Consider the following 15,736-nt stretch of genomic DNA (forward strand, 5'->3'; position numbering starts at 1 on the left):
TTAATCTCTCCACTGAATAGGTATTTCGTTTAATACCATTTTAGCAATCTTTTTGCCATCTGGTATCTCCATATCATCCGGAACATTTTGCCCAGTGGAAAGAAGCATAATCGGAATCTTTTTTATTAGAGGAATATTCACAAGTGGACCAAAATACCTCGTTTCATCAAGCTTTGTAAAAATCACAAAATTTGGCATTAATTTAGAGTATCTATCGTATATATCATAAAGCTCAATATGGTTGCTGCTCATAGACATCACTAAAGCAACAGAGATCAATGGACTAACATCCATAAATTTTTTTAGATCTGTAATCTGCTCTGTATCAAACTGGCTCCTACCCATCGAGTCCAGTAGTATGTAATCGTAATGCTTCACTTCAGCAATAATCTCTTCAAGATCTGCAGGATTTGAAGCAACATAAAGAGGAACATCGATAATTTCTGAATAGGTTTTAAGCTGCTCCACAGCACCTATTCTAAAGGTATCCACTGAAATCAAACAGACCTTTTTCTGTAGTTTTAATGCTAAATTTGCTGCAATTTTTGCAATAGTGGTGGTTTTCCCCACACCTGTTGGCCCCACAAGAGCCAGTACCTTTTGTCTGATACTTGAAAAATAATCCTTCTCAACCGGAATAAGCTCAGATAAAAGTTGCACTATGATATTCTTGGTCTGCATCTTACCTGTATTGGCAGGGACTCTATTTTCCACCTTTTTTAGGAATTTATAAACAATCATTTCATCTACGCCATTTTTGGTGAGAGTCTGGTATATCTCTTTTAAATGGGGCTCCACATCCGCCACCACATTTTCCGAAATTACCGATTTCATCTCCATAATCTGTTTCTTTATATCAAGGACATCATTAACAAGGGACTCAAATTTATTAAGCCCTAGGCTATTTATTATTTCTGCAATTTTATCAGTATTATCTATAGATTTTTCTTTTTCTATCTCAGAAAATCTATTGTTTACAGGAGCCCTATATTCTTTCTTTGCATCGTAATCAACTGCAGCTGTTACCTCTATCATAGGTTTAGAAAAGATCCCATAGCCGCTTGGCTTATTTATCTTTCTTGTGGATAGAATAACAGCATCAGGCCCCAACTCCTTTTTTATGAGAGCCAACGCCTCTTTCATATCGTAAACTTCATACTTTTTTATCTTCATAGCTCAATCTCCAACGACCCCAAAGATTCAATCCTTACATTATCAGCAATCTCATTATGAGATATAATATTTATATTTTTTACAAATTTTTCCACAAACCTTCTAAATGCAATTCGAATCGGTGGAGAGATGACAAGATTTGCAGGAATCCCTTTAGAAGTAACCTCATCTACTTTACCTATAATGGCACTTAAAATCTTCTGGGCAATACTAGGATCTAAAACGATCTCTCTACCATCCTCAGTCATCTGAATATTCTTGGCAAGTAATTGCTCTATTTGAGAATTAAGAGTAAAAAGATATAGCGTACCATCCGGAGCAAGTATAGACTCTGTAATCTGTCTTCTCAAAACATATCTAACCCTTTCCGTCAAAAGATCCACATCTTTATTCTGAACACCATACGTGGCAAGTGTTTCAAGAATTGTAGGGAGGTTCCTTATTGAAACCCTTTCCTTTAAAAGATTCAGGATGACCCTATGTACAGAGCCAAGATCAAGTATATTAGGAATTAGATCATCCACAAGTTTTGCCGATTTCTCTTTTACCTTATCCAGAAGCTCCATGAGCTCCTGTCTACCAACAATCTCATGGGCATTTGATTTTATCACTTCAGTTAGATGAGTAACTATAACCGTGGTAGGATCCACTACTGTAAAACCTTCCAGAACAGCCCTCTCCTTCTCCTCTTCATCCACCCATTTTGCATCTATACCAAATGCAGGCTCTTTGGTGGGGATACCGTTTATCTGGTTCAAATCACCATCCCCGGCCATAGCCAGATATTTCCCTATCATCACACTACCGGTGACCACCTTGACACCTTTTATTAAGATCACATAACTATTTGATTCAAGCTGTAAATTATCCCTTATCCTGATGGGAGGAACTATAAAACCCATTTCAAGGGCTATCTGTCTTCTTACAGATTTTATTCTATTGAGCAAAGTCCCCCCCTGGGCTGGATCCACCAGGGATATGAGATTAAATCCGATCTCCAGCTCCATAACATCCATTTCAAGCAAACTTTTCACATCTTCATCTTCATTGGCTTCAGCTTTACCTTTATCTTCAGCTTTTTCTTCCTGTTTTTCAGACACCACTTTGGCACTTTTTACGGTATAGCTTATTCCAATCAACAAACCACCAATTATGAAAAAAGAGATCTTAGGCAACCCCGGAATAAGCCCTAAAAATAGCAGTACATAACCGGAAAGCCTAAGTACCTTATAACTTTTGAACATTTGGTCAACTAAATTCAAATTGAGCTCTTTATCCTCCCCCGATCTGGTGACAATTATACCTGCAGCGGTAGAAACTATCAGAGCAGGTATCTGGCTAACAAGACCATCCCCAACTGTAAGAATAGTAAACCTTTTTGATGCTTCAGTAATAGGCATGCCAAATTTCACAACACCTATGATAAGACCTGCTATAATATTGATAAATGTTATCAAAAGACCAGCGACAGCATCCCCTCTAACAAATTTACTGGCACCATCCATTGCTCCATAAAAGTCAGCTTTTTTCTGAAGCTCTTCCCTCAATCTCCTGGCGGTTTTATCATCTATAATACCCGCATTAAGGTCGGCATCTATACTCATCTGTTTACCTGGCATAGCATCCAGAGTAAACCTTGCAGCCACTTCAGCTACTCTACCAGAACCTTTTGTAATAACAACAAAATTTATAATAACCAGGATTATAAATATTATAAGTCCCACAACAAAATCACCACCCACCACAAACTGACCAAATGCCATAATTACAGAACCTGCGGCATCCTCCCCTTCAGCACCATACAGCAGAATCCTTCTGGTGGTGGCTATATTCAGGGCAAGACGGAATAATGTCACTATTAGTAAAACAGATGGAAATGTAGAAAAATCAAGAGTATCCTCAACATATATAGATACAAATAGAATCATCACGGATAAACTAATACTCAACGTCAAAAAGATATCTAACAAAAATGGATGCACCGGTAATATCATAACTAAAATGATACCGATGACCGCAACTGGTACAAAAAGATCAAGCCTCTTGCTTATCTGGATAATTATCCCTTCGTTTGCCATCTACCCCTTTACATTTCTTTATTAGTGTCTTACTTAATGATATATATTATAATTTTTAAAATTTATCCATAAAAATCTTATATTATTCCAACAAAAAAGAGGGGAATCCCCCCCTTGAAAACTATTTTTTATCCGGATGAAGTTCAACATGGGATTTACCTGCCGTATACCAATCAGATTTTGCTCTCTCATCAAAAACTATCGTAACACCTTCTGAAGGACATCCAAGATGTTTCACAAGAACATCTGTAACATCTTTTGAAATGGCATCTTTTAGATCTTTACTTTTTCCAGCCCACAATTCTATTCTTACAAGTGGCATAATCACTCCTTATGGCAATCTAAAATTAAAATTCTTAGGTTTAACTGTGAATACAGGACAGGGTGCCTTTCTCACCACCTTTTCGGCTGTGCTACCAAACAATACGTGTTCAATCCCTGTTCTACCGTGGGTACCTATTATAATAATATCAGCACCATATGTCTTAGCTTCACTTATTATCTCAACAAATGCGGTTCCTTTAAGCATTTTTGTGGAATATCTGATCTCGTTTAGTTCAGGGAATGAAGCGATAAACTCTTCCATCTGTTTTTTTGCTGATTCTTCGAGTTCCTGATCCAGATTCTGAAAGGTAACCTGAGGTAAATAAAACGCCACAATCTGACTTTCATCAAAAATAACATGTACAATTTCAAGCTCAGCACCGAAGGATTTTGCAAAATTAATGGCATACTGCATAGCATACCTTGATGTTTCTGAAAAATCTGTAGGAACTAAAATTTTCTTAATCTCAATCATAATAAACCCCCATTTTTTTTATATTGTAATTAATATCCGAACAAAAAACAACTAAAAAAGCAGATTTTATCTAAAACATATATTAAAAATTAATAAATTCTTCATTAACATATTAACATCAAAAGATTAATATTACTCTTTCCATTCACCTTTTAGCAAATCCTGAACCAACTTCAAAAAATCGTCTATATCAAAAGGTTTTTCCAGTATTTCAACGGCACCAAGATCATAGACAGCCATTATGTTTTCAGTCGTATCATATGCTGTAATCACTATAACCGGTGTATCAATACCGATAGAACGTATTCGGTGCAAGAATTTTATTCCATCCAGCTCTGGCATCATTATATCAGTAATGATAAGATTATACTGATTGTCTTTCAAAAGCTCAAATGCAGATTTGCCATTCAAAGCATGGTCCACCTCATATCCCTCAGAAGTAAAAAGATCTATAATACCACCAGCGCTGTACTTGTCATCTTCCACAAGCAATATTTTACTCATACACCTTACCAAAAAGATTTAAAAAACTTTTTTCTATCACCTCTGCTAATTTAAATAAACTGATATCTTTAACTCTTGAAATAGTATAAGCATTAAAAACCACATATGCAGGTTCATTCATCTTTCCTCGCATAGGTGAAGGTGTAAGGTAAGGGCAATCGGTCTCCACAAACACCCTATCGATTGGAACATATTTTAAAGTACCCCTTAGCTCATCCTCTTTTTTAAATGTAATTGGACCAGCATAGGATATAAAAAAGCCTTTATCTAAAGCCCATTTTAAAAATTTTTTATCACCATTAAAGCAATGTATAATACCGATACGTTCATCCACATCAAGGATAGAATCTATGACTTCAGAAACTTTATCTGACGCATCTCTATTGTGAATGATTACAGGTTTTCTGTTTATCCTGGCAAATTCCAGCATATACTCAAAAACCTTGATCTGAACCTCAATATCCGATAAATTCCGATAAAAATCAAGCCCTATCTCACCCACTGCCAGCATCTTTCTATCAGTTACATATTTTTGAAACTCCACAAGCAGATCTTTTGAAAACTTTTTTGCATCATGTGGATGAAAACCCAACGTATAATAGATATTTTTGTATTTTTCCGAAATTTCTTTTGCTTTGATAGAGTCATCAAGATCTATACCAATGGTAACTATTCGTTTTACAGCATTTTCCAGTGCAGATTCCACAAATCTATCTATATCTTTGAATTCTTCAAAATGAAGATGGGCATGAGTGTCCGTGAAGAAGAGGCCACTTTCTCTGATAAATTTTAGCTCATCCTGAAAAAGTTTATAATTATCAGAGCCTAATTTTTCAATTATCACTTAATAACACTCCCGGGCTTTACATCTTCAGGCAACTCTAATATGTGATATCTATCACCACTGGTGGCCGCCAGAACCATCCCTTCCGAAGTTAGCCCCATAAGCTTTGCGGGTTTGAGATTAGCCACAATGGCAACGGTCTTACCAACCAGATCTTTAGGATTATAACTTTTTGCTATACCTGCAATGATTTGTCTCTGTTCGCTTCCTAAATCCACCTTCAATTTCAAAAGTTTTTCAGATTTTTCCACTTTCTCGGCATTCAATATCTTACCAGCCCTGAGTTCTAATTTTGAGAAATAATCGTAGTCCACCAATTCCGAATGTTTACTTTCTTCATTCTCTTTTTTTATCTCAAGCTGTAAATTTTCTTCATCAATTCTTGGGAAAAGCTGCTTCACCTCCCCAATCTTTTGTCCTGATTCTAAAACTCTTACCTTACACAGCTCTTCAAAGGTTGATTTAAAAATCTCTCTTTTAGTATTCAGCTGCCTTCTCATTTCAAGGGCAGTACCAGGCATAAATGGGTAAAGCATAAGAGAGAGGGCTCTTATACCATCCAGTACCACATAAATCACAGATCCAAGCCTATCTTTTTTGGAAGGATCTTTGGCAAGATTCCAGGGAGCCATAGTATCGATATATTTATTTAGTGCTGATACAAGTTCCCAAATAGATCCAAGAGCTTTATTAAAGGATAAATCCAGAAGATATCTATCCATATCTTTGAAAACACTGACGATCAAATCTGCTATTCTATCATCCTCCGTATCACTCACAACATACGGCTGAACCACTCCATCAAAATATCTATTCAGCATCCCAAGTGTGCGGTTTAATAGATTGCCGAGATCGTTTGACAGATCCCCATTAATTCTGTGTATCAATGCCTTGAAAGAGAAATCACCATCAAGACCAAATGGCACCTCCCTCATCAGAAAATATCTGATCTGATCAACCCCAAACTTATCCACAAGCCAGCTAGGATCTATAGCATTACCAAGTGATTTTGACATCTTCTGCCCTTCCACAGTCCACCACCCATGTGCAAAAACAGATTTTGGAAGAGGTACCCCAATACTCATAAGCATGGTGGGCCAGTAAACAGTATGAAAACGTAATATATCTTTACCCACGATATGAAAATCTGCAGGCCAGTATTTACCAAAAAGATCGTCTTCGTTTGGATACCCAAGGGCAGATATATAGTTGGTGAGTGCATCGATCCATACATATATCACATGTTTTGGATCATCGGGAACCGGAATACCCCACTTAAAGGAAACACGACTTACGGAAAGATCCCGTAGCCCCTCTTTTATAAAAGATATGATCTCATTTCTTCTGGATGCAGGTTTTATAAACTCCGGATTCTCCTCAATGTGCTTTAAAAGTGCATCCTGATATTTGGACATTTTAAAAAAGTAGCTCGGCTCTTTTAATTTCGTCGTCTCTCTTCGGCATGAAGGGCAGCAATTTCCATCAAGCAGTTGCGTTTCAGTCCAATAGGTTTCACAGGGGGTACAGTACCATCCCTCATATTCCCCCTGATAGATATCCCCATTATCCATCATCTTTTTAAAAATGTATTGCACAGATTTTTTATGATAATCATCTGTTGTTCTTATGAATTTATCGTAAGAAATATTCAGTTTTATCCATAAATTTTTGAATCTTTCCACCACTTTATCCGCCAGCTGCTTTGGAGTAATCCCTTGCTTTTCCGCCGCCATCTCTATCTTCTGGCCATGCTCATCAGTACCGGTCAGGAAAAAAACATCATACCCAGATAGCCTCTTATATCTACTGATTACGTCGGCGGCAACTGTGGTATATGCATGTCCGATATGAGGCACGTCATTTACGTAGTAAATAGGTGTAGTGACGTAAAAAGTTGGTTTATTCATATATTTCCTCCACTATTATCATCTATAATATCTTTTAGCTCCACAAACTCTGTTCCGTCTGCCACCTGCTCATCATAGAGATCCTTCTCATACATAAGACAACACATAAGTCTCCCGCAGATACCTGAGATTTTTGAAGGGTTTAACAACAAATTCTGATCTTTTGCCATTTTTATTGAAATATTATCAAAATGTCGCAAAAAAGTCGCACAGCAGAGGTCTCTTCCACATATTCCAAAACCACCCAGGATCTTAGTGGCATCCCTGATACCCACCTGTCTCATTTCGATTCTTGTTTTGAAAACCCTTGCCAGATCTTTCACAAGCTGTCTAAAATCTATTCTACCATCTGCAGTAAAATAAAAGGTCAACTTTTTTCTATCAAGTGTATATTCAGCCCTTAACAACTTCATAGGAAGCCCATGCTCTTTAACGAGCTTTTTACATTCTTTAAAAGCTTCCGGCTCATCCTTTCGGTTGTCCGAAGCCCTCTTTAAATCCTCCTCTGTGGCCTTCCTCAGTATATTTTTCATCACCTGTTCATCCGGAACCTCTATCTCCCTATCAGGATAAACCACCACTGCAATATCTTCCCCCTTTTCCGTTTCAACAATGGCAAAATCACCCACTTTTAATTCAACACCGTTTGTCAAAAAGTCATAAACTTTACCAGCCTTTTTGAAAGCAACACCAGTAGCTCTATATTTTTTCACCTATAACCCCATAAATTTTAGTTAAAATATACCCTCTTAGTATACGCAGGTTTACATTATAGTCAAGCATTCTATAAATCTCCATAAGATTATCGAAAAGAATTAAGTATTTATACTCTTTCCTCTGTTTATATATCTCTATTACTCTTCCTAACAGGAATAATATATAGTATCTTAGATCATCCTTTTCAATCATTTTTAAAAGATTATATGCATGTTCCATAATGTCGTCCCAGTTGAAATTATCATTAATCCCCTTCAATTTACCTTTTTTATCCCTACCATATTCATCAGGGAATAGGTATTTTATATGTTTTAAAGCAAACAATACAGATCCATCAGATATATCAAGGACGTTACCAATTACTTCATCGTTATAACCCAACTCTTTTAAGATCTTTACTATATCATCATTGCCTAATCTATTAAATCTTAAATGTATACATCTTGACTTAATAGTTGGTATTATTCTATCCAGTTGACTTGTAATTAGGAAAAAAACTGTATTTTCACCAGGTTCTTCAAGTGTTTTTAAAAAAGCATTACACGCTTCTTTTTTCAATAGATGAAAATTGTCTAATATAAAAAATTTATACCCCCCCATAAACGAAGAAATGTAAGATCCTTCAGATATTTCACGAATCTCATCAATACCAAAGCTACTCTCCCCCTCATTTGAGTAGATATTCAAATCTGGATGGCTATTGGCTTTAACTAAAATACAGGATTCGCAGCCACAATTTTCATTAAAAAAGGAACCTTTTTTACATAGAGCTACCCTTGCAACCTCTTTTGCAAAAAGTTTTTTCCCTATCCCTTCGGCTCCATAAAAGATATATCCGTTTGCAAAACGCCTATTTTTAATGATTCCATCAAAATACTTTATATATTTATCAAACCCATATATCATTTAGAAACTCGTTTATTCTATTTTTTATATCACCAAAGAGACTTTCTATACTTTTGTTACCATCCAGGACAACCACATTCTTAAAATTATTAGCATACCACAGAAAACCATCCCTGACCTTTGCATAAAAATCGATGTTAAGAGACTCAAATTTCCCCTCCTTTTCCATCATACCATGCTTTTTGAGCCTATTTTTAGCCCTTTCCAATGCCACAGCCGGTTCAATATCTATAATAATTGTTACATCCGGATAGATTGATACCGATATATTCCTTAAAAAATCGAGCAAACTTTGGTCAAGGCCTCTTCCAAACACCTGATAAGCATAGGTGGAAGATATAAATCTATCCGAAATAACAGAGTAACCGTTTTTCATATTGGGTATGATCACTTTCCTCTGATGCTCCAACCTATCAGCTGAGTAAAGTAAAAGCTCCGTCTCCGGCTCGACATGATAAGCTTTTGAAATAAGTATTTTCCGAAGTATCCCACCAATATCTGTGCCGCCAGGCTCTTTGGTAACGTAAAAAGGGATATTTAATCTCTCAAGGTAATCTGAGAGCATTTTGATTTGAGTAGTTTTACCACAACCATCTATCCCATCGATAGCAGCGTAAAAAGGTTTCATCGAAAACACCTTAGTTCACAGCACAGTCAACGGTACTACCCTGAATCTTCTCTATGGTATGCTCTATTGCAGGAGAAACTACCTGAAGATTCTCAATTGCTCCCTTTGGACTTCCCGGAACATTAATTATCAAGCTACCTCTTCTAAATCCACAAATAGCTCTTGAAATAAGTGCTCTTGGAGTTTTTTTGAAACTCTCCATCCGCATAGCTTCCTCAAAACCAGGTAATCTCTTTTCTATAACCTTTAAAGTTACATCAGGGGCAATATCCCTTGGTGAAACCCCAGTCGAACCATTTGTAATTATGAGGTCGAATCTCTGCAAATCACAGAAATCCACCAGTATGTTTTCCAAAATATCTTTTTCATCCGGAATCATTTCAGTTCTTATAAAAGAGGTTTTAAAGTTTGTTTTGATATATTTTTCAATCTCTCTTCCGGTAATATCTTCCCGTTCCCCTCTACTACCTTTATCGCTTAACGTAACAATACCCACAGTCAGAAATTCTTTTGGCTTGACAGTAATGGGATCCCCCACCTTGACCTCACCATTACCTCTTACTACGGCAAATATCCCCTCTTTTGGCATTATACAGTCCCCTGCCTGATAATAGATAGCACAACGATGATGACATATCTTACCTATCTGGGAGACAACGAAATTTATATTATTTATTAAAATAGAATCACCTACCTTGAGCTTACAGAGATCAATCCCTTCCGTTGTAATATTTTCTGCAAAGTCACCACTTTTGACATTCAACCCAAGTTTTACCATCTTTTCGATGCTCTCTTTTGCAAGAAAACTAATCTGTCTATGGATAAAACCTGCATGGGCATCCCCTTCTATTCCAAAATCTTCTCTAATAAAGGCACTATCCACATTTGTTTTTTTAGTCCCTTTTCTTTCACTGATAGATATAGAAAAAATTCTACCCAAAACAACCTCCGGTAACTTTATTTTATGAAAAGAAATGTATTAAAAATAGATGATAATGTCAATGATATGTTTGATGTTTGATTATCGTAATTATAAACACTTAAAACAATTCAATATTCACCAGTCTCTATGAGCTTTCCACGCTTTTCCGGAAAAAAATAAGCCCAAACGCTTAAAATATCCCCACCTGTTAGCTTTACCTTAATCTTTTCCCTCACATAGTAATTTGGATGATCCTCAAAGGCATCTATCATTTTTAGCATTTCAGAATCAATATCGTAAACTTCACCCTTCACATAGGAAACTTCATCAGACTTTACAAGATATGGTATACCGTCAAAATATAAAGAGTACCTTTCTACCGTTTCAGCATCACCAATAAATTTAGCTTTGCTCAATAGATAATTAAACTGCTTTCCCTTTTTCAACGTCCCATACACAAAGATCTTCTCTTTAGTTTCTTCCACTGTGTCCAAAGCCCCCTTCATCTCTTTTAGTCTTTCCAAGCTCATCTGTCAGAACAAATTCCGCCTTTACAACTTCGGAAAAAACGATCTGTGCAAGCCTATCACCTTTCTGAAAAATAAAATCCTCTTTCCCAAAATTTGCAAGTATAAGGCAGATTTCACCCCTGTAGTCAGAATCAATGGTGCCTGGTGAATTCAAAACTGTGATTCCATGTTTGAGAGCAAGACCACTTCTTGGTCTGACCTGGGCTTCGTACCCTTCGGGGATTTCCATAAAAATTCCTGTTTTAACAAGCTTGATTTCGTTTTTCTTTATTACACCTGACTCAATAGCCCTTACATCCATTCCAGCCGCACCATCTGTGGCATATGCTGGAAGGGATGCATCTTTTTCTAATCGGACTTTGACATCTATTCTCTTCATTCTACAGATATGATTTCGATATCGTATTCTATAGTTTTTCCCGCGAATGGGTGATTAAAATCTATAACATATCCTTCATCTGTAATATCCACCACAAACCCTCTAAACATATTACCTTCATTGTCTCTTAGGTCGATAAACTTATTTTTCTGTATCTGTCCGTCATCATCAGGTATATGACTCCTGGGTATCGTAAGAACATTTTCCTCCATCCAATCACCGAATAGCATTTCTGGTGTTAAAATGACCTTTTTTTTGTCTCCCTCTTTAAGCCCTAAAAGATTTTTTTCAATCTCTTCGGGTAGCTCACCCTTGCCGATGTTAAATGTGAGGGGTTCATTAGCTGGTGTGGCATCCAGAAGCTCACCTTCCAAACTTCTCGCACTGTAGCAGATTTTAATTACAGAATTTTTTGTTATCATAGTTTTATCCTTAAAATTTTTAGCTATTATACATAGCAGGTTAGTTCTACACACTTTTTCAATCTTTTGCAAGAAAATATTTTCACTGCCATCACTCGATTTTTGCATTCAAATATCTATCATTTTTATAGTGTTAGGGCATCAGAAAGACAGACACATAGGTCTGCCCCTACTAAAATAAATTGTTTTTAGTCTTATTAAAAGTAGATCTTAAATTAGGAAATAGCATTGGAACTTTTCTTTTATATTCCATATACTTTTCCCCATGCAATTCTATTAACTTTCTTTCTTCATTAAGAGCTCCAAATATAAAATAAAAGGTAAAGATTATATTTATAATTAAATCCTTTATCTTTAAAGTTCTACCCCAAAGTACCAAAAGACCTGCAAAATAGTATGGATGTCTTATAATTCCAAGCACACCATCGGTCTTTAACACACCATTATCTGTATAGATATAAGCTTTTTCTTTAAAAAATCTTTTAATCTGCTCTATCCCAAGAAAAGTCTTATTATCATATTCTTTTGAAGTTAGATAGCCCCAAAAAATTCCAAAACCAGATATAAAATAAAGAAATAGTTTACCCCATAATGGCGGATTAAAGATATATATGTCATTGATATTTAAATAAATATACCATAAAGGAAAAAGAAGAATTATGGAAGTCAAGACATAAAACCCACGATACCACCATCTACAATAATACCTTTTTGAAATTTGAGGCTCTGCCATTATACTATGGATTACACAATAAAAGATCGTATACCAAATAAGCCAATAATACATCTAAATAAAAATATTCTCCGGAAGATTCAAAACTCTGGCAATGGTGGGTGCTATATCTGACATATCCATGGAATATTCATTCACAAAGTATGAGATGTGATTTTCAAGAACGTTGTCATCTAATTCCTGTGAGTATTTTTTACAAAATTCTTTTGAATCCTCAAAGTATTCAAAGGAATGTTTGATGGAGTCCTTAATTAAACCCTTTATACAGGTAGATAAATCTAAAATTTCATTTTTTATTGCTATGGCCCCCAGAGGAATAGGCAAAGAAAATCTCTCTTCCCACAATTCCCCAAGATCAGAAAGAAGTGTCAGACCAAAATTTTGATAAACGAAGCGTCCCTCATGTATTATAATACCTGCATCCACCATACCTAAATCTATCGCAGCTAATATTTTATCAAATCTCATTTCAACAAAATGGAACAGTTCACCAAAAAACGTCTTAAAAAGCAGAAAAGCCGTCGTATTAAACCCCGGAACCGCTATTTTTTTACCTTTTAATTCTTCAATGGAATCATATTTTTTTGAAACTACAATTGGTCCATTCTTATGCCCCAAAGCCCCCCCACAGGTCAAAATTTTATACTTAAAAATTATATGAGGTAAAACACCATAGGATACTTTTACCACATCAAAAAAACCATCAATAGCAGATTTATTAAGATTTTCCACGTCATCAAGACGAAAATCAAAGCTTAAATCGGTTTTTATTATCCCCCGCATTATTGGGCCAAAGATGAATATATCGTTTGGACAAGGGGAGATTCCGATATTGATCATAATCTAATTACCCGGTAGTGACGGTATCTTACCCAATAGATACTTAAGGTCATCATCGAGAAATATTAGGCCCGCCCCCACAAAGGTTGATCTTGTATCTTTATTAAGAAAATCATCATAACCAGCATTAACGTAGAGATTTTTTGTAAAATTGTATTGCCCTTTTACCTTTAGATGGGGATCCCTGGGGGACGATTTAGTACTGAAATCATAAGCATCAAATGACACTACAAACTTATCCTTATATTTTTCAGCATTCTTTCCTTTGTTAAAAGGGAAATAATCAGCACCCACCCCAAATTCAGACTCCATAAGCCCTATCCTTAAGTCCACCATATCCATAAATCTTTTGGCATATTGGGCAATGAATGTTATGGAATTTTCCTTTCTCTTTGTTTCAACATAAGTACCCCCACTGCTTGTGGATCCATATGGTGATGTACCACTCCATGTAGTATAGGTAGTGGTGGACTTCCCATCAGGATTTGAAGCAAGACCCAGGAGATAGTACTTATCAGGTTTTGGCTGTATTTTTAGTTTAAAATACCCCTTTGTCTCCCCTGTATCCATCAATTTTTCCCCTTCAAAGTTTAGATAAAACTTAAATTCATCCATCTTAGTAAATAGGTTTCTAACCCCTTTAAGCGTTTCGTTTATATTATCCACCGTCTGATTATCGTTTACAAGTTTACCTATTGTCCCTTCACCTTTATTGATTTTATCCGTTATGCTATTGATATTATCAACAGTTTTTTCAAGCTTTGCGGTAACAGTTTTTATATTTTTAATAGAATCCTCAAGATTACCTTTAGAGCCCGTCACAAGGTTGTCTATATTACCCGTTATACTGTTTACTTTTCCAGCTATCTGTGGTGTTTGCTCTTTCAACGTCTGGGAAACATCCTTTAAATTGGCAAGGAGTTGATTAATATTCTCCTGATTATCGGTAGCCATATTTTTTACCACCACGGTTATTGCTTCGATATTTTTGATAACGGCATTAATTCGAGCTTCATTGTATGCCATTATATTTTTCAAAACATCTGTGGTCTGTCTTATATTATCAAGGGTGACCTTCATATTCTCTTTCCCTTCACTAGTTGCAAGGACATCCCTGAGGGAAGCTGTAATAGCTTTTATATCGTCTGCTATATCCCCCAATTTATTACCCAATTGATCAAAATCTGTTACATCCTTTGTATCCTTTACAATAGATCCTGCAGCCAGATATTCTCCTGTTTGATTTGGTAGTTCTTCAAGTTCGGCGTATTTCTCCCCCAAAAAGCCAGAGGATCTCACAATTACCCTCACTTTTGCAGGAATCTTATATTTGTCTTCAATTAACATCTCTGCCACGACCTTACCATCTTCAAGGGATATATTTTTAACCTTACCCACATTCACACCCTTAAACTTCACCGGAGCATCTGTATTGAGCCCAGACGCATTATTTAAAACAGCCTTTATGGAATACCCTTTATCTTTCCCGAAGTTAAAATCCCCCACTTTTGTGGTCATATACCCTAAAACTATCAGCGAAACGATAACAAAAAAGCCGACTTTTGCTTCGAGCCCTAACTTCATAAATCCCCCTAAAACATCTTTATAGGTCCATCTTTCGAACCATTTATAAACTGCCTAACATAAGGATTGTCAGAATTTTTAAAATTCTCCTTTGTATCATTCAAAACAGTTACACCATCGTAAATCATTGCCATATAATCAGCTATTTTAAAGGCACTGTCTATATCGTGGGATATAACTACAGAGGTGATATTCAACTGCTTCTGGGTATTATATATGAGATCATCCACCACATCCCTCATAATGGGATCAAGACCGGTCGTAGGCTCATCATAAAGAATGATCTTTGGCTCCAACACAATAGCTCTTGCAAGCCCCACCCTTTTTCTCATCCCGCCAGAAAGCTCCGAAGGCATCTTATTTTCCACATCCTTTAGACCAACCAGTCTCAATTTTTCCAAAACAATCTCTCTTATCTGCTTCTCTTTTAACTTTGTATGTTCCCTCAAAGGGAACGCAACATTGTCATACACTGTCATTGAATCGAATAGAGCAGCATTCTGGAAAAGCATCCCAAATTTTTTTCTAATATTGACCAGCTCCACTTTGGATATTTTGGTTATATCAACACCATCAACGATTACTTCACCTTTTTCAGGCATCAAAAGCCCCATCATCTCTTTCAACAACACAGACTTACCTGTACCAGAAGGACCAAGTATAACCGTAATCCCCCCCTGTGGCACTTTGATATTTATCCCTTTGTGAACCTGGTGTTTACCAAAACTTTTGTGAACATTTTTCATTTCTATGATTATATTTTCCATATC

Annotated in this window: 18 protein-coding genes; all 18 read right to left on the reverse strand. The window is 36.2% G+C overall.

Translation table 11 applies throughout. The features are described from left to right. Nucleotides 1-1,173: a flagellar biosynthesis protein FlhF gene (gene flhF, locus ACP5Q2_RS03580; protein WP_424605543.1), complete on the reverse strand. Its 1,173-nt coding sequence runs from the start codon at nt 1,171-1,173 to the stop codon at nt 1-3. Then, nucleotides 1,170-3,251, reverse strand: a complete 2,082-nt coding sequence (gene flhA / locus ACP5Q2_RS03585) for a flagellar biosynthesis protein FlhA (RefSeq protein ID WP_428097298.1) — start codon at nt 3,249-3,251, stop codon at nt 1,170-1,172. Before flhA ends, flhF begins: the two co-directional genes overlap by 4 nt. A gap of 121 nt (nt 3,252-3,372) precedes the next feature. Continuing rightward, nucleotides 3,373-3,573 carry a tautomerase family protein gene (locus ACP5Q2_RS03590; RefSeq protein WP_424605541.1) on the reverse strand — a complete coding sequence of 67 codons (201 nt, stop codon included), beginning with the start codon at nt 3,571-3,573 and terminating at the stop codon, nt 3,373-3,375. A gap of 9 nt (nt 3,574-3,582) precedes the next feature. Then, on the reverse strand, nt 3,583-4,050 hold the full coding sequence (locus tag ACP5Q2_RS03595) for a universal stress protein (protein ID WP_424605540.1): 468 nt from the start codon (nt 4,048-4,050) through the stop codon (nt 3,583-3,585). 132 nt (nt 4,051-4,182) lie between these two features. Then, the gene (locus ACP5Q2_RS03600) at nt 4,183-4,554 is read right to left on the reverse strand and encodes a response regulator transcription factor (RefSeq protein WP_428097301.1); all 372 of its coding nucleotides are present in this window, start codon (nt 4,552-4,554) and stop codon (nt 4,183-4,185) included. Beyond that, on the reverse strand, nt 4,547-5,398 hold the full coding sequence (locus tag ACP5Q2_RS03605; RefSeq protein ID WP_424605538.1) for a TatD family hydrolase: 852 nt from the start codon (nt 5,396-5,398) through the stop codon (nt 4,547-4,549). The genes ACP5Q2_RS03600 and ACP5Q2_RS03605 overlap by 8 nt, the downstream gene beginning before the upstream one ends. Next, the gene (metG, locus tag ACP5Q2_RS03610) at nt 5,395-7,305 is read right to left on the reverse strand and encodes a methionine--tRNA ligase (protein WP_428097304.1); all 1,911 of its coding nucleotides are present in this window, start codon (nt 7,303-7,305) and stop codon (nt 5,395-5,397) included. Before metG ends, ACP5Q2_RS03605 begins: the two co-directional genes overlap by 4 nt. After that, nucleotides 7,302-8,018, reverse strand: a complete 717-nt coding sequence (locus ACP5Q2_RS03615; protein ID WP_424605536.1) for a PSP1 domain-containing protein — start codon at nt 8,016-8,018, stop codon at nt 7,302-7,304. Before ACP5Q2_RS03615 ends, metG begins: the two co-directional genes overlap by 4 nt. Then, entirely contained in the window at nt 8,005-8,928 is a 924-nt protein-coding gene (locus ACP5Q2_RS03620) for a hypothetical protein (protein WP_428097307.1), read from the reverse strand. The genes ACP5Q2_RS03615 and ACP5Q2_RS03620 overlap by 14 nt, the downstream gene beginning before the upstream one ends. Beyond that, entirely contained in the window at nt 8,912-9,556 is a 645-nt protein-coding gene (tmk, locus tag ACP5Q2_RS03625) for a dTMP kinase (RefSeq protein ID WP_428097310.1), read from the reverse strand. The genes ACP5Q2_RS03620 and tmk overlap by 17 nt, the downstream gene beginning before the upstream one ends. 10 nt (nt 9,557-9,566) lie before the next feature. Continuing rightward, on the reverse strand, nt 9,567-10,496 hold the full coding sequence (locus ACP5Q2_RS03630; RefSeq protein WP_428097313.1) for a molybdenum cofactor synthesis domain-containing protein: 930 nt from the start codon (nt 10,494-10,496) through the stop codon (nt 9,567-9,569). A gap of 110 nt (nt 10,497-10,606) precedes the next feature. Further along, nucleotides 10,607-10,963, reverse strand: coding sequence for a gamma-glutamylcyclotransferase family protein (locus ACP5Q2_RS03635; protein WP_424605640.1), 357 nt, complete (start codon nt 10,961-10,963; stop codon nt 10,607-10,609). Continuing rightward, nucleotides 10,950-11,387, reverse strand: coding sequence for a dUTP diphosphatase (gene dut, locus ACP5Q2_RS03640; RefSeq protein ID WP_428097317.1), 438 nt, complete (start codon nt 11,385-11,387; stop codon nt 10,950-10,952). Before dut ends, ACP5Q2_RS03635 begins: the two co-directional genes overlap by 14 nt. Further along, nucleotides 11,384-11,917 (reverse strand): FKBP-type peptidyl-prolyl cis-trans isomerase, encoded by a 534-nt coding sequence (locus ACP5Q2_RS03645; RefSeq protein WP_428097320.1) that lies wholly within the window; start codon nt 11,915-11,917, stop codon nt 11,384-11,386. Before ACP5Q2_RS03645 ends, dut begins: the two co-directional genes overlap by 4 nt. A gap of 64 nt (nt 11,918-11,981) precedes the next feature. Next, nucleotides 11,982-12,542: a methyltransferase family protein gene (locus ACP5Q2_RS03650; protein ID WP_428097323.1), complete on the reverse strand. Its 561-nt coding sequence runs from the start codon at nt 12,540-12,542 to the stop codon at nt 11,982-11,984. Between the two features lie 54 nt (nt 12,543-12,596). After that, nucleotides 12,597-13,382: a 1,4-dihydroxy-6-naphthoate synthase gene (locus tag ACP5Q2_RS03655; RefSeq protein WP_424605529.1), complete on the reverse strand. Its 786-nt coding sequence runs from the start codon at nt 13,380-13,382 to the stop codon at nt 12,597-12,599. A 3-nt stretch (nt 13,383-13,385) separates the two neighbouring features. Beyond that, nucleotides 13,386-14,966 (reverse strand): MlaD family protein, encoded by a 1,581-nt coding sequence (locus ACP5Q2_RS03660; RefSeq protein ID WP_428097326.1) that lies wholly within the window; start codon nt 14,964-14,966, stop codon nt 13,386-13,388. Between the two features lie 8 nt (nt 14,967-14,974). Then, on the reverse strand, nt 14,975-15,733 hold the full coding sequence (locus ACP5Q2_RS03665; RefSeq protein ID WP_424605527.1) for an ABC transporter ATP-binding protein: 759 nt from the start codon (nt 15,731-15,733) through the stop codon (nt 14,975-14,977). Between the last annotated feature and the right edge of the window lie 3 nt (nt 15,734-15,736).

It is taken from the genome of Calditerrivibrio sp. (assembly GCF_049968475.1).
Lineage (GTDB): Bacteria > Chrysiogenota > Deferribacteres > Deferribacterales > Calditerrivibrionaceae > Calditerrivibrio > Calditerrivibrio nitroreducens_A.

Coding starts and splice junctions, on each gene's coding strand:
- dut (WP_428097317.1), bottom strand. CDS start 11,387: ATGAAGAGAATAGATGTCAAAGTCCGATTAGAAAAAGATGCATCCCTT.
- flhA (WP_428097298.1), bottom strand. CDS start 3,251: ATGGCAAACGAAGGGATAATTATCCAGATAAGCAAGAGGCTTGATCTT.
- tmk (WP_428097310.1), bottom strand. CDS start 9,556: ATGAAACCTTTTTACGCTGCTATCGATGGGATAGATGGTTGTGGTAAA.
- ACP5Q2_RS03650 (WP_428097323.1), bottom strand. CDS start 12,542: ATGGCAGAGCCTCAAATTTCAAAAAGGTATTATTGTAGATGGTGGTAT.
- ACP5Q2_RS03595 (WP_424605540.1), bottom strand. CDS start 4,050: ATGATTGAGATTAAGAAAATTTTAGTTCCTACAGATTTTTCAGAAACA.
- ACP5Q2_RS03620 (WP_428097307.1), bottom strand. CDS start 8,928: ATGATATATGGGTTTGATAAATATATAAAGTATTTTGATGGAATCATT.
- ACP5Q2_RS03590 (WP_424605541.1), bottom strand. CDS start 3,573: ATGCCACTTGTAAGAATAGAATTGTGGGCTGGAAAAAGTAAAGATCTA.
- ACP5Q2_RS03645 (WP_428097320.1), bottom strand. CDS start 11,917: ATGCAAAAATCGAGTGATGGCAGTGAAAATATTTTCTTGCAAAAGATT.
- metG (WP_428097304.1), bottom strand. CDS start 7,305: ATGAATAAACCAACTTTTTACGTCACTACACCTATTTACTACGTAAAT.
- ACP5Q2_RS03655 (WP_424605529.1), bottom strand. CDS start 13,382: ATGATCAATATCGGAATCTCCCCTTGTCCAAACGATATATTCATCTTT.
- ACP5Q2_RS03660 (WP_428097326.1), bottom strand. CDS start 14,966: ATGAAGTTAGGGCTCGAAGCAAAAGTCGGCTTTTTTGTTATCGTTTCG.
- flhF (WP_424605543.1), bottom strand. CDS start 1,173: ATGAAGATAAAAAAGTATGAAGTTTACGATATGAAAGAGGCGTTGGCT.
- ACP5Q2_RS03600 (WP_428097301.1), bottom strand. CDS start 4,554: ATGAGTAAAATATTGCTTGTGGAAGATGACAAGTACAGCGCTGGTGGT.
- ACP5Q2_RS03665 (WP_424605527.1), bottom strand. CDS start 15,733: ATGGAAAATATAATCATAGAAATGAAAAATGTTCACAAAAGTTTTGGT.